At 63.3% G+C, this 13,574-nt stretch carries 12 protein-coding genes; 2 read left to right on the forward strand and 10 right to left on the reverse strand.

Annotated features, from left to right (window positions below; genetic code table 11):
- Positions 1–41: 41 nt before the first annotated feature.
- Positions 42–1,397 carry a TAXI family TRAP transporter solute-binding subunit gene (locus B7X65_RS06745; RefSeq protein ID WP_293593529.1) on the forward strand — a complete coding sequence of 452 codons (1,356 nt, stop codon included), beginning with the start codon at positions 42–44 and terminating at the stop codon, positions 1,395–1,397.
- 28 nt (positions 1,398–1,425) lie between these two features.
- Here the strand turns inward: B7X65_RS06745 and B7X65_RS06750 are convergent, their stop codons facing one another.
- Entirely contained in the window at positions 1,426–5,076 is a 3,651-nt protein-coding gene (locus B7X65_RS06750) for an EAL domain-containing protein (protein ID WP_293593530.1), read from the reverse strand.
- A 6-nt stretch (positions 5,077–5,082) separates the two neighbouring features.
- Between B7X65_RS06750 and B7X65_RS06755 the strand changes: the two genes are divergently transcribed.
- Complete coding sequence (locus B7X65_RS06755) at positions 5,083–5,268, forward strand: hypothetical protein (RefSeq protein WP_293593531.1); 186 nt, start codon at positions 5,083–5,085, stop codon at positions 5,266–5,268.
- 122 nt (positions 5,269–5,390) lie between these two features.
- Here B7X65_RS06755 and B7X65_RS06760 read toward each other — a convergent pair whose 3' ends face one another.
- The 9 genes from B7X65_RS06760 to B7X65_RS06800 are packed head-to-tail and all read right to left on the reverse strand — an operon-like array spanning position 5,391 to position 13,571.
- On the reverse strand, positions 5,391–5,642 hold the full coding sequence (locus B7X65_RS06760) for a hypothetical protein (RefSeq protein ID WP_293593532.1): 252 nt from the start codon (positions 5,640–5,642) through the stop codon (positions 5,391–5,393).
- Between the two features lie 50 nt (positions 5,643–5,692).
- Complete coding sequence (locus B7X65_RS06765; protein ID WP_293593533.1) at positions 5,693–6,907, reverse strand: tetratricopeptide repeat protein; 1,215 nt, start codon at positions 6,905–6,907, stop codon at positions 5,693–5,695.
- Positions 6,908–6,921: 14 nt separating this feature from the next.
- A complete protein-coding gene (locus B7X65_RS06770) occupies positions 6,922–7,869 on the reverse strand; it encodes a type II secretion system F family protein (RefSeq protein ID WP_293593534.1) in 948 nt (315 codons plus the stop codon).
- Positions 7,870–7,884: 15 nt separating this feature from the next.
- Positions 7,885–8,859: a type II secretion system F family protein gene (locus tag B7X65_RS06775; RefSeq protein ID WP_293593535.1), complete on the reverse strand. Its 975-nt coding sequence runs from the start codon at positions 8,857–8,859 to the stop codon at positions 7,885–7,887.
- A gap of 4 nt (positions 8,860–8,863) precedes the next feature.
- Entirely contained in the window at positions 8,864–10,222 is a 1,359-nt protein-coding gene (locus B7X65_RS06780) for a CpaF family protein (RefSeq protein ID WP_293593536.1), read from the reverse strand.
- A gap of 32 nt (positions 10,223–10,254) precedes the next feature.
- Positions 10,255–11,433, reverse strand: a complete 1,179-nt coding sequence (locus B7X65_RS06785) for an AAA family ATPase (protein ID WP_293593537.1) — start codon at positions 11,431–11,433, stop codon at positions 10,255–10,257.
- Positions 11,434–11,452: 19 nt separating this feature from the next.
- Positions 11,453–11,863, reverse strand: a complete 411-nt coding sequence (locus B7X65_RS06790; RefSeq protein WP_293593538.1) for a TadE family protein — start codon at positions 11,861–11,863, stop codon at positions 11,453–11,455.
- Positions 11,860–12,288, reverse strand: a complete 429-nt coding sequence (locus tag B7X65_RS06795) for a TadE/TadG family type IV pilus assembly protein (RefSeq protein ID WP_293593539.1) — start codon at positions 12,286–12,288, stop codon at positions 11,860–11,862. The genes B7X65_RS06790 and B7X65_RS06795 overlap by 4 nt, the downstream gene beginning before the upstream one ends.
- A gap of 11 nt (positions 12,289–12,299) precedes the next feature.
- Complete coding sequence (locus B7X65_RS06800; protein WP_293593540.1) at positions 12,300–13,571, reverse strand: pilus assembly protein TadG-related protein; 1,272 nt, start codon at positions 13,569–13,571, stop codon at positions 12,300–12,302.
- Positions 13,572–13,574 lie beyond the last annotated feature (3 nt).

The following is a 13,574-nucleotide window of genomic DNA, read 5'->3' on the forward strand; positions in this document are numbered from 1 at the left end:
TGCCCGCCGTAGTCTGGGCGGGTCCATGTTAAGGTGCCGGCATGCCAAAAACCATACGCTACACCCTGCTGTCGCTGCGCGATCTGGCCGTCTCTGCCGGCCCCTTCGTGGTGCTGGCCGCCACGCTGCTGGTGCTGGCCTATTGGTGGCTGGACCCGAACCCGCCCAAACGTGTCACGCTGGCCACCGGTCCCGCGCAAAGTGCGTATGAGGAATTCGGCAAACGTTACGCCCGCATCCTCGCCAAAGACGGCATCACCGTGGAGCTGCTGCCCTCCGAAGGCTCCGCGGCCAACTTGCAGTTGCTGCGCGAAGGCAAGGCCGATCTCGGTTTTGTGCAGGGCGGCACCAGCGCCACCGATGTGGACACCGACGAGGATCTCGAATCGCTGGGCAGCCTGTTCCTTGAGCCGGTGTGGCTGTTCTATCGCGAAGAGGCCGCACGCAAAGTCGCGGCGGCACCCCCCGGCAACAGCGGCCAGGGCGCGGACGCCGGCGCGGTGCTGGCCTCGCTGACGCAACTGCAGGGCCTGCGCGTCAACGTCGGCACGCCCGGCAGCGGTGTGCCCAACCTGATGAACAAGCTGCTGGAAAGCAACCGCATCGAGCCCGGCGCGCTGAAGATTTCCCAACTCGAACAGACCCCCGCCACCGTTGCCTTCCTGCAGGGCGAACTGGACGCGATTGTGTTTGCTTCGGCGCCTGAATCGCTGATGGTGCAGATGCTGCTGCAGACACCGGGCATCAGGCTGATGGACTTTGCCCAGAGCGAAGCCTACTCCCGGCGCTTCGCCTTCCTGAGCCCGGCCGTGCTGCCGCGCGGGGTGGTGGATCTAGCCGGCAACATTCCGCCGCAGGACGTGCGCCTGGTCGCGCCCACCACCACCTTGCTCACGCGTACCAGCACCCATCCGGCGCTGCTGCAGCTGTTTGCGCTGGCCGGCAACGAGATCCACGGCAGCGCCGGCTGGTTCAAGCGCGCCCGCGAATACCCCAATGTCAAGAACAACGAACGGCCGGTGGCCAAGGAAGCCGAGCGAAGCATCCAGGCCGGCGCGCCGCTGTTGCAGCGCTACCTGCCGTTCTGGGTGGCCAACCTGGTCGAGCGCATGTGGCTGGTGATGGGCATCATCATTGCGGTGCTGCTGCCGCTGTCACGCATCGTGCCACCGCTTTACGAGTTTCGCGTGCGCTCACGTATCTTCCGCTGGTACGGCCAGCTGCGCCATATCGAGATGCGGGCGGAAGAAACCGGGGGCACCCCGGAACTGCTCGAAGAGCTGAACCAGCTCGAACGCCGCGCCGAAAAAATCAGCGTGCCGCTGTCCTACGCCGACGAGCTTTATGCGCTTCGCAACAATATCCAGCTGGTGCGCCAGAAGCTGCAGAAACGGTAGCCGTATTGTCCTGTCCTGGTCGATGCCGTCACATCCCCTGCTGGACCGGGCCATCGGCAGGCCAGCCATCGTTGCGCAAAAACGCGGCGCAATCGGCCGGCAGCAGGGGGCGGGCGTACAGAAAGCCCTGCGCGTCGTCGCACTGCAGCGCCTGCAGGAACTCCGCCTGCGCCTCGGTCTCGACGCCCTCCGCGATGACTTTCAGCCCGAGGCTGTGGCCCATGCTGACCACCGCCTGGACGATGGCCCTGCTCTCCTTGTCCCCCGGCAACGCGCTGATGAATGACTGGTCGATCTTGAGACGGTGGAGAGGAAAGCGTTTGAGGTAGCTGAGGTTCGAATAACCGGTACCGAAGTCATCAATGGCGAATTTCACGCCTAATCTGGCCAGACTCATCAGCTTCTCGCGCACGACGTCTGTTCCCTGCATGACGATGCTTTCGGTCACTTCCAGCTCGAGATGGCCCGGCTCAAGCCCGGTCTGCGCAAGGATCTGCATGACCGTGGCAACAAAAGTGGGTTGCCGAAACTGCGGCGCGGACACATTGACCGCCAGGGTCCCGCATGCAATGCCCTCCCGCACCCATTGCGCCTGCTGCAGGCACGCGGCCTCCAGCACCCAGCGTCCAATTGAAACAATGAGGCCGATCTCTTCCGCAATGGGAATGAAGTCGTCGGGCAGCATCTCGCCGTGGACCGGATGTTGCCAGCGCACAAGTACTTCCACGCCGACGACCGCCAGCGAACCCAGTGCCACCTGCGGCTGGAACTGGAGAAAAAGCTCGTTGCGCTCGATGGCCCGTCTCAGGTCGGTTTCCAGCATGAGACGCTGGCGGGTATGGGCATTCATCTCCTGCGAATAGAACTGGTAACGGTCCCGCCCCATTTCCTTGGCGGCATACATGGCAGCGTCGGCGTTGCGCAGCAAGGTATCCATGTCGCTGCCGTTGTCCGGGTAACACGCGATACCGATGCTTCCGGTCACGGACAGTTCCACCCCCCCGACGGTCACCGGCTCGGCGATCGACGCGATCAGCTTCTCGGCGACCCGGGCTGCATCCCTCTCGCTGTCGACTTCCGGCAGCACTACCAGGAACTCGTCCCCGCCCTGCCGGCTCACCGTGTCGGACGCCCGTACAGCGGCGCTCAATCGGTGAGCCACTTCCTGAAGCAACTTGTCCCCAAAATCGTGTCCGAACGAATCGTTGACGTTCTTGAACCGGTCCAGATCCATGTACATCACGACAAGCCGTTTCCCCGAACGCTGCGCCTCTGCCAACGCAACCGAAAGGCGGTCCTTGAGGAGCGCCCTGTTGGGCAGGTCGGTCAGGGGATCGTATTGGGCGAGGTGCGCCAGTTGTTCTTCCCCACGGTTTCGGTCCATGGCCGTGGCAAGGATATTGGCAATGCTCTGCAGAAAATCGAGATTGTCCGCACTGAACTGGCGCGGTTCGCGCGAGTACACACCGAGTACGCCGCACAGGCCCTCGCTGCCGACGATGGCCACATCCAGACCGCTGACGATGCCGTGTGCACGAAGAATTTCAGAAGCCGGATCCTGCGCGTCGCCGGCGTGGCTGTCGATGACCCACGATTGGCGCGGCGAAATCCCCCCGGCAAGCCGGACATTGACATCATCCAGGCCGGAGATGCGCCGACCCACCCAGTCGGGACCCCAGCCCACGCCCGCCTTCAGGACAAAAGATCGGTCGCTGGGGACGAGTTGCATCACCTTGCTGTACGCCACGCCGAGGCCCTGGGCCATCGCAGCGGCAGCCCCCGCAAACAGGTGGTCAGGGTCAGCCTCGGAGAGCGCAGAGCGGCCCAGCGACGCGATGATCTCCTGCTGGAGAGCCCGATCGCGCAATGCCTGCTCGTCACGCTTGCGCGCTGAAATGTCCTGCACCGAAATGGCCAGGCCGTCGCGCAGAGGCACCGCCTGAAACCGCATCCACCGGGGTCCACCGGGAAGGGCATTGGTCTCGGACTCCCCCTCTAAAGGCGACCCTGTCATGGCGGCGCGCAGGAATTTTTCCAGGACACCGCTGCCCTTGTCAAAGGGCAGGATTTCAGCTGCCCTTTTCCCGATGAATGTGTTCGCAACCTCGCCAAACATGGCCTTTGCGCGCCCGTTGGTGTGGGTGCACTCCAGGTCAACCACCTGGCCTGTCTCATCCTTGAGGCTGCGGAAGAAAAACAAAACGTCCACGGTGGCATTGGACGCGGCGCGAAACAGATCTTTCGCGCCCACCAGGCTGGATTCCAGCCAAATGCGCGTTGCATTGGCTCGTTGCACAGCAATCGCCAGTGCAAGGTGTTTGACGGCCTCCTTGAGAAGAACAATTTCCTCCACGTCGAAGGCGTCTGCCTCCTGCGCACAGATGCTGACGGAACCGATCAGGGCGCCATCGACAATCAACGGAAAGGAAGCGCCTGAAGCAAAGGAATGTTGCCCGGCAAGATCGCGAAGCGCTTGCGCTGTCGTTCCGGAAAAAATGTCACGGATAACGACTGGATCATCACTGGAGGCAACGTTGCTGCCGTAGGTCTGGCGCAATGCCCTGCTCCACAGCACTTGCAGGATCTGCGCGGATGGGGCGTCCAGCCCCCATTGGGCAACAGGCTCCTGGCGATCGCCCGCGCCCTGTGAATACGACACCCAGGCCAGCCGGTAGCCGCCACCGTCCACCAGCGCACGACAGGTGTCCTCGGCCAGCGCGATGTCGTCCTTCCCGCCCGCCCGCTCCCGGGCACCAGCGGCCAGCACGCGCAGCGCCCGGCTTCCGCGCAGGGTCTGGCGCAGGGACGACAGCGACTGCGCCATGTCGTCGAAAGCAGCTGCCAGCTGGCCGAACTCATCGCTCGAGTGGTTCAGGCCACTGCGGGCGCTCACGTCCCCCTGCCCAAGACGGCGGGCCGCTTTCGCCAGGGCCTCGACAGGCCTGACCAGAAGCCGGTTGCCCCCCCAATAAATCGCGCCGAAAACGCCCGTCAGCAAGGCGATGGCCAGCCCCAGCGCCCAGGAAAATTGCTGCTCCACGAGCCCATCGGCATATTGCCTGGGAATACCGATCCAAAGCAGTATCGGTCCGCCGGTGGTTTCAGCGAATCGCGTCACGGCAACAACCCGCTTCTCGCCGTCGAATCCAGTGTCCTCGGCGACCTGTTCCTTGCCCGGCGCAATCAGTGACTTGAAGAAGGACGTTTCCGTTATGCGCCGACCGGCCCATCCCTCGGGATCAGGAGAATGGGAGAGCACGGTTCCATCGGCGGCGATCAGGCCGATCCGGGACCCCGGGGGAAAACGGTCACTGCCGATTTCGCTGTTGAGCCAGGCGAGATCGAAAACCACCATCACCACACCCAGGACCTTGTCGTTGTTGTCCCGTATCGCCATGTAAAACGGCAAGCCCAGTCTTCCACTCATGCCGGCGGGGCGTGCTTCTCCGACAACGACATTCGGGGTCAGGAGCGCCCGATGAAACTCGGGATGAGCACTGAAATCGACCTCCGGGTCATTCTTCAGCGTACTGCAGACCGTCTCGCCGACAGGCAGGATGAGCAGCATCTTGGCGATGTGCCTGGCTTCCCGCATGCTGTCGGACAGCTTGCGCAGACAGGTGGACGAGACGGTAAGCACCGGCCTCTGCGAGGCTTGTGCGAGGCTGGTGGCGAGCAACCGGGTATGCTCGATGACGCCGGTTTTCTGGAGCACTATCACAGCCGCCGCATCGCGGACACGCTGGCGCATTTCCTGGAGATGAAAATCCTTGTCGCTGACGGCCTGATACCCCAGGAGACCCAGCAAGAAGGCAAACGGGACGCAGACCAGCAGGAGGACGCGACCTCTCAGCGAATTCAGGAACGGTGACAATGCCCCAAAGCCCATCGATGCCCGCCAATCAGGTAAAGCAATTCACCGAAGGGAAAACTGCGTTATCCGACAGTATGCCGGACAGCGGGCACGGCTCCCATGCCCGCGTTCAGCAGGGACTATTTGATCGCCGGATTGGCAGACGCCTGCGGGGCCGCGGCAGCTGCCGCCTGCGGCGCGGGTGGCAGGCGCTTGCCCTGCTCTGCGACCTTCTTGTTGAGTGAAATGATCTGCATTTGCGTGGCGACGAGGACCGCATTGGTGCGGTACAGCCCGATGAGGGCGAGGACGAGCGCAAGCAGCGCGATCGTGAAACCGGCCGTTGTCCAGATAGGGAGATTTTTCGGGTCGATGATAGGTTGGTCGTTCATGAGAAGCTCCTGGTTAAAAAAATGAAAGGTCAAAAAGCCGGTTGAAAAAGTCACTGATTGAGCGGCCCCCCTGATGGACTTGCAGCCGTCAACTTGACTGGCACCTGCGCGTCCGCCACAACCGCCGCTGCAATGCCCGGAAAATCCTTGCCAAGCAACACGCGTACGCTGGCGTTGCGCTCCAGAACAGGCACGCGCGCCAGCGGCAACTGCGCAGGCAGACCCGCGTTGACATCGCGCGCCACCTGTTCGGCGCCAGCGACGTACTCGATGCGCGAAGTGACCACGCCGTAGGGTTTGTCGTTGGTGAGCCGCGGACGCTCCATCCCGTGCGGTGCAAGCAGGTTCCAGACCCGCTTCGCAAGCCCGGTCGCACCATTTCCGTTGGCAATCTCGATGCGGGCCTCGGCCGCAATCCTGTTTGCCGTGGCAGCCGGGGACGGCACAACCGCGACGCTGCGCGGGTAGACTTCGATACGGTCTTGCGCGGCCGCAGCAGTCCGGGTGCCGGCTGCAGTTGCCGTTGCAGGCTGCGCTGCCGTGGAACTGCGCAACGCCCACATGCCGTCGGAGATGCGATCAAGCCGCATCGTCACGTCGGGTACAGGGGCGGACGCAAGCGCCTGCGCTGGCGCGAGGACCACCGCGACCGGTTGCGCGGCTGCCTGGGGAACCGTGGGCCGCTGCACATCGGTGCGCAGGCCCAGCCTCTCCCGCGCCACCGCCAGGTTCGCGGTGATCAGGGCATCCTTCGGCGCCAGCGCGAGGGCACGCTCAAACGAGGCGAGCGCCTCTTCCAGCCGCCCACTGCCCATCAGGTGATAGCCGAGATTGTTGTGTACGCGCGCCGTGTCGGGTGCGATCTCAAGCGCAGCCCTGAGCTGCTGCTCGGCAAGCTCCGGTCGCCCCTGCTGCGAATAGGTCACGCCAAGCGCGTTGTGCGCGTCCACATGGTCCGGGTTCGCCTTGAGCACCTGACTGTACGCAGCGATCGCCTGCTCGTAACGGCCCTGTCCCTGAAAATAGCGGCCCGTCTGGTACAGGGCCTGTGAATCGGCGCCATGGCGCACAGTCTGCATGGGCCGAACATAGGGCCCGGCGAATTGCTCCTGTCCGGGCGACGCGCAACCCATGACGGCACCGGCGCCGACGATCAATGACACGATGGTCCTGAACCTGGGCATGGTGACCTCCTGTCGATCCGCCTTGACGCAGGCATGGGCCTTCCGGGGCGGCTGGGAACGCGCGTGAGCATGGGAGTTCATGGTGTTTTCCTTGGTTATTGGCCGGTAAGTCGGGGAAGCAGGATCCGGTACACGCTGATCACCGCCGGCCCGAGCAGAACCGTGAGCAACGCAGGAAATACGCAAAAAATCAGCGGCACCAGCAACTTGACCGGGAGCTTGGCGGCAGACTCCTCGGCGATCAACCGCCTTTTGGTTCTGAGCGTCTCCGAATGCACCCGAAGCGACTCGGCGACACTGGTACCGAAGCGATCGGCCTGCACAAGCGTCGCGACCATCGCATCGATGTCCTCGAGCGATACGCGCAACGCAAGACTGCGCAAGGCATCGGCACGCGAGGCGCCCGCACGAAGCTCAAGGCTGACCAGGTGAAACTCCTCCGAAAGCGCAGAACTCTCCAGCTCCATTTCACGTCCCACCCGCTCGATCGCGGCGTCCATGCCCAAGCCCGCCTGTACGCAGACACGCATCAGGTCGAGCGCGTCCGGAAATGCCTCGAACAGTTCGCGTTGGCGGCGCGAGATGATGTGCGCCAGCACGACATTCGGCAGGTAGTACCCCAAGGCCGCCAGAAAAACCAGGAGGGCGAGCAGCGGGGTCGCCTGGAGTTCGACCGGGAAGGTCCAGACGTAAAACAGCTGCACGGCCGGAAGTGCGAAGGTCAGGACAGTCTTGGCGCCGAAGTAGGCAATGGGTGCTGTCGTCGTGCGGAATCCCGCGTTGTAAAAGCGCAGGCGCAGCGGAGATTTTTCCCAGGCCCCCTTGGGCAGCGAAGGCCTCGCAAATGGCGTCAGCCAGCGTGCAACAGCCCCCGACAGCGATGCCGCAACGCCCGGCCGCGGCGATGAATCCGGATGGGCACCACCGAGCGCCTCGACACGTTTGTCGAGTGCCGTTGGCAGCAACTGGCGCAGGACCAGGTAGCAGATCAACGCGACAATCACAAACACCACGGCGAAAAAGACAGGTTGGAAATTCGTCATTTTTATGTTCCTCCGTCAGATGCGGATCTTCACCAGCCGCCACATCCACCAGACGCCCACCAGCATGAGGGCCAGCGCGATGCCGACCATGCGAAGACCCAGCGGATCGGTCCACAGCTTCGAGATGAATTCACGATTGACCAGGCTGATCGCGGCCGCCAGCACGAACGGCATGAGCGTGAGGATCCATGCCGAAATACGTCCTTCGGCCGAGAGAACCCGGATGGTTCCGACCAGCTTTTGCCGCTCACGGATCAGCGCCGCGATGGACGTGAGGATCTCGGCGAGATTGCCGCCGGTCTCACGCTGGATCACGACTGCGATCACGAAGAAGCGCAGATCTCCACTGGCGACGCGCGAGGCGAGGTTGCCCAGCGCTTTCTCTGAAGGAATCCCGAAGTTGATTTCATCAAAGACCGTATGGAACTCCTGCGCAATCGGCTGCGGTCCTTCGGTACCCACCAGGTGCAGCGCGCTTGAGAAGGCGTGGCCGGCCTGCATCGCGCGGGCCATCAGGTCGAGCGCATCGGGCAACTGCTGCTCAATGAGGCGCATGCGTTGCATGCGGCGGCGCTGGATATAGCCAATCCAGAGAACGATCGGAAGCATGGCAGCGCCCGCGCTCAACAACAGAGGCAGTCCGGCGAGCGCAAGCACCATGCCGACGGCAAACGCAAGTCCGGCCGCGATGCCGAGTACCTCCGCCACACTCAGGTTCATTCCGGACTGCACCAGAAACCGGTCGAATACATGAATGCGCGGCAGCTTCAACAGGAGATGCTCGATAGTGGAAACATCGCTCAGCAGCCGCTTCCTGACAAGCGGCGCCGCAACACTGTCGTTGCCCGTGGCGGAAAGCGACTGCAGGCGCTGCTGGATACGGCGCGCCTCGGGACCGCGGTAAGCGTTCCAGGTCAGATACAGTCCTTCCAGGAACAGCACCACCGCGAGGAAGGCAAGCACCACAAAAATGGAGTAGAGCGGATCCATGGCATCAATCCTGGTAACGGGCCGGATCGAAGAGATCCTCGGCCAGCCCGATTCCACGGGTCAGCAGCCGCTGCGCAAACTTCGGCCGGATGCCGGTGGCGCGAAAGCGCCCCTGCACGGATCCGTCCTGCGTGACGCCGGTCTGATCGAAAAGGAAGATCTCCTGCATGGTGATGATGTCGCCTTCCATGCCTGTGATCTCCTGCAGGCTGGTGACCTTGCGCCGGCCATCGGAAAGGCGTGAAATCTGAACCACGACCGACAGCGCCGAACTGATCTGCTGGCGCATGGTGCGCGGGTTCGCCTGCATGCCTGTCATGCCAAGCATGTGCTCCAGCCGGGTCAGCGCGTCGCGCGGCGTATTCGCATGGACGGTCGTCATCGAACCTTCGTGACCGGTATTCATTGCCTGCAGCATGTCAAGCACCTCGGCGCCCCGCACCTCGCCAACAACGATCCGGTCCGGACGCATGCGAAGGCTGTTCCGGACCAGGGCGCGCTGGGTCACCTCGCCCTTGCCCTCGATGTTCGGCGGCCGGGTCTCCAGCCGCACCACATGCGGCTGCTGCAGCTGCAGCTCGGCAGCGTCCTCGATCGTGACAATCCGCTCGTTGGGCGGAATCGCACCGGAAATCACGTTCAGCAGCGTGGTCTTGCCGCTTCCGGTGCCCCCCGAGATCAGCAGGTTGATCCGGCCCTTGACCAGGCCCGTGATCAGGTCAGCCATTTCCTGCGTGAGGGTGCCGAACTTGAGCAGGTCTTCCATGGTGTAGGGAACCACCGAGAAGCGGCGGATCGACAACACCGGGCCATCGAGCGCGAGCGGCGCGATGATGGCGTTCACGCGGGAGCCGTCCGGCAGGCGCGCATCAACCATGGGACTCGACTCGTCAATCCTGCGTCCGATGCGCGAGACGATCTTGTCGATGATGCGCATCAGGTGCTCCACGTTGTCGAAATGCACGTCGGTGGCCTCCAGCCGTCCGCGCCGCTCGACATAGACCTTGCCCGGGCCGTTGACCAGGATGTCCGAGATGGACGGATCGGCCAGCAAGGGCTCGATCGGCCCCAGTCCCATCACCTCGTTCTGGATCGATTCGACGATCCTGCGGCGTTCGCTCTCGTTGACGGCTATGTGGCCTTCGTCGAGCAGCCGTTCAGCGAGAACCTTGAGCTCGCCGCGCAAGCGCTCGGGCGGCATGCTCTCCATGGTGCGCAGATCGACCAGCGACAGGATTTCCTTGTGGATGCGCGACATGATCGATGCCGTGCCGCGCAATGAGTCAAGCGGCATTTTCCCGTTGTCCGCGGGCTTCGCCGCGATCTCCGGCTTGACTTGTTCTATTTTTTCCCTGAGCGACATGATTTTCCCTTTCGTTGCCTACGTACCTTCGATCAGCCCTGCTCGCCGAGTAGTCGGCCAATCCAGCTGTGCCCACTCCCCGCAGGCTTTCCGACAAGCTCGTCAGCGATCTCGCGCAAGCCGCGCACGACCGGATTTTTGGGATGGGCCTTTGCCAGCAGAACGCCGGTATTCAGCGATTCGGACACCTCGGCAAAGCTGTTCGGAATCGTGTAGTCCACCTTCAAGCCGATCGTCTTTTCAATCTGCGACAGCTCGATCGCGACATGCTTGTCGTAACGATTCACAATCAGGCGCAACTTGCTGTCCGGGCAATCGAGCGAGCGAAGAATGCCCAGAGAGCGCTTCAGGTCACGCAGATGCGGCACCGTGGCTTCGAGCACTACAAAGATGAAATCGGCCATGTCGATCGCCTTCATCGACACAGTCGCATCGGGTGTGCGCACCAGGTCGATGACCACGAAATCGTGGTGTTCACGCGCGACCTCGAGCACCCGGCCCATCTGTTCGGCCGTGACTCCGTATCCTTCTTCCGGACCGTCTGGCGCCGCGAGCAGAAACAGGTTGGGTGCAACGTTGAGCATGCTGGCGGCGAGCAGCTTTCCGTCCAGGCGGCTGACCTGTTTCGCGACCTCGCTGATATTCGTCTTTCCGTGACTGTCGCTCATGAAGAACGAAGCTTCGGCCAGCACAAAGTCAAGATCGATCAGCGCGGTCCTTTTCTGGTGCGCGGTGGCGAGCAGGTAAGCCAGATTCGTGGCGAGAACTGTTGCCCCGCTACCGGGCTTGACCGACATGAACGCGATCACGCGGCCCCGACCTGCCTCAGACGGGACCGCCTGCTGGCGCTGCGCCACGTGCCGCAACGCGTCTGTGAGTTCGCCCGCTTTGGGTGGCGACTGCAGCACCTCGCGGACGCCGGCCCGCATCGCGGCGATCAGCACGTTGGCATCCCCGCTGGTGCTGAGCATGATCACCGCGAGCGACGGATGCGTTCTGGTCAGCGCCTCGAGCGTGACCAGGTCGTCGCCGGGCTCCGCGCCCGCGCTGTCCACAATCAGGAGGTCGCCGCCCATATCGGCGAGCAGCGACGAGAGCGGCTGGTTGCCTTTTCGCAACAGCGCCTGCGCGACCTCGTAGCCCTCGGCTTCAGCAGCGCTGCGAAGTTCTTCGAGCAAGCTCCCGGTTCTGGAAATGATGGTTGCTTTCATGGCGTGTTGAATTTCATGGTCAAGTGGCGCCAAGGGCCTCTACTGGATAGGTCGTGGAGAAAGGCGGCATCGGAATCGTCCCGGGCAGGAAGAACACCAGGGGCCGGAACGCATGGTTGACGCTCACCCGTACAAAACGACAGGTGCCGCGCACACAGGCAGCGCCCGGAAAGTTGCCGTCGATCGAGTATTCGATGGCGACGTTGCCGGCTTCAAGCTCGGGCATCATCAGGCGCATCTCGGCAAGCACCGCGGCCGAGTCGCCGACCGCGACAATCGCGGCGGTACGTGCGCCGCGCCGCGTCGCGTCCACGGCCGAATTCCACTTGAACAACGCGCGCCCGAACTCGATCAGCCCGAAGAGAAGAAAGATCACCAGAATCACGACGAGCGCAAACTCGACGGCGGCAGCTCCGCGCTGGCGCTTCATGACGCCCCCTGCCGCATGGTGCTCGAAATCGGACCGAACACCATGTTCGTCACCACAAGTGGAACGAGCGACGAGAACGGAAACCCGGTGACCGTGACGCGCACCAGGTCAATGGCGCCGTGGCCGGTTTCGACGCCCGCCTCGTAGGTGATCTGGACCATGCCGGCTGCCATGCCCGGCACCAGGGCTTCTCCGCCGCACCCGGTTTCTCCATGAACCGCGAGGCAACGCGCCTGCGCTTCACCCTCCCCGCGCGACTGCATCGAGAGGTAGCGCGACGCGTCGCGCGTCGACTTGAGCAGGCTGTTGTAATAGTAGAAGGCGCGCCCAAGCTCGGTCATGCCGAAGGTCATGATGACCAGGGGTATCAGCAAGATGGCCAGCTCCACCGCCGCCACACCCCTGAATTTATGGATGGCTTTCATCTCGACCGTCCTCATTTCACCAAGGCCGGTACGGGCGGGCCGAAGTCGCCGGGAAAGCCTGCAGTCCCGCAGGCGCCCTGACTCATGAGCCCGCGATACTCCAGCTGGACGTCGTTGCCGGGATCGTCGATCGGGCTGGTCATGAAGGCGCAGGCATAGTCAAGCACCGCCATGTTCTTCTTGTTGGGCGCCCATTGCTGGCAGGCGATGACCGGCACAAACACCATCCGCCTGTCCTGGCCTTTGCTCGCGTGCAGCGACTGGGCGAGCGGCGCAGGGTTACCCGGAAGGTTCACCGGTTTTCCGTTCTTCTCGACGAGCGCCGAGGGGTTGTAGGGGTCATGCGTGATGTTCTTGCGCGGCAGATAGTCGGCATAGGCGTTCTGGGGCGGCGGTGCGGGCCAACTGCCCGGAATCGTGACGCCCTTGTTGTCGGTGCGATCCGGTGTGTAGGCATAGCCGGTGCGATCTGGCGGATACAGGTCAATGTCGTTATAGGGGCTCGCGTAGAGGCCGAAGCGCGTGTTCCAGGCCTTCGCGACGCCGGTCGTCACGCCGGGTTCGGCGTCGACGCGGTTCGGCCCCAGGTTGCACATGCCCGCTCCCGCCAGAATTTCGCCGAGATCGCGCCCACCCTGCTCACCTTCGAAGCGGATCCAGTCGTAGTTACCCTGCGTCGCGCTTCCCGCGGACAGCCGCCCCGAGTACCAGGTGCCGGTGACAAAGCCGAGGTTCGGCGTGCCGGGTGCCGCTGTGCTGCACATCGCGATCGGGATCGCGCACATGCTTTGTCCGCCAACCGGTCTTGCGACGGCCTCGGCGCTCAGGCTCCAGTCCGTCACGCCCGTGATCGCCATGAACCAGAGCACGATGCTCTTGAGATTGCTCTCGTGCGGTGCGCAACGCACGTATCTGGTTTGCGGCGTGATCACCCGCGCGAAAGGTCCGTCCCGGGCCTCGCTGAAGGTCACATCGGCGTCCTGGATGTCGACCGCATCCTTCTGCAGATCGACCCGATTGCGGTTGCCCACGGTCCTGGCCGCCGACGTGGCGCGGTCAAGCGCGCCGGCGCTCAGGTCATTCAACTCGCGCGCGCCGCTGAGCGCACAGGCGTCCGCGGCGTTCTGCAACTCGCTCTTCGCGACGTACAGATGCCCGATATCGAGTACCAGGCCAAGCATGAGGACGAGGGGAATCACCGCAAGAGCGACGAGCACGGCCACCGCACCCTGCTGGCGGCTCCGTGGCTTTTGCCCCGTGCAGTGAACACGTTCGTTGGTCATTTT

It is taken from the genome of Polaromonas sp. 39-63-25, from assembly GCF_002278925.1.
Lineage (GTDB): Bacteria > Pseudomonadota > Gammaproteobacteria > Burkholderiales > Burkholderiaceae_C > Polaromonas.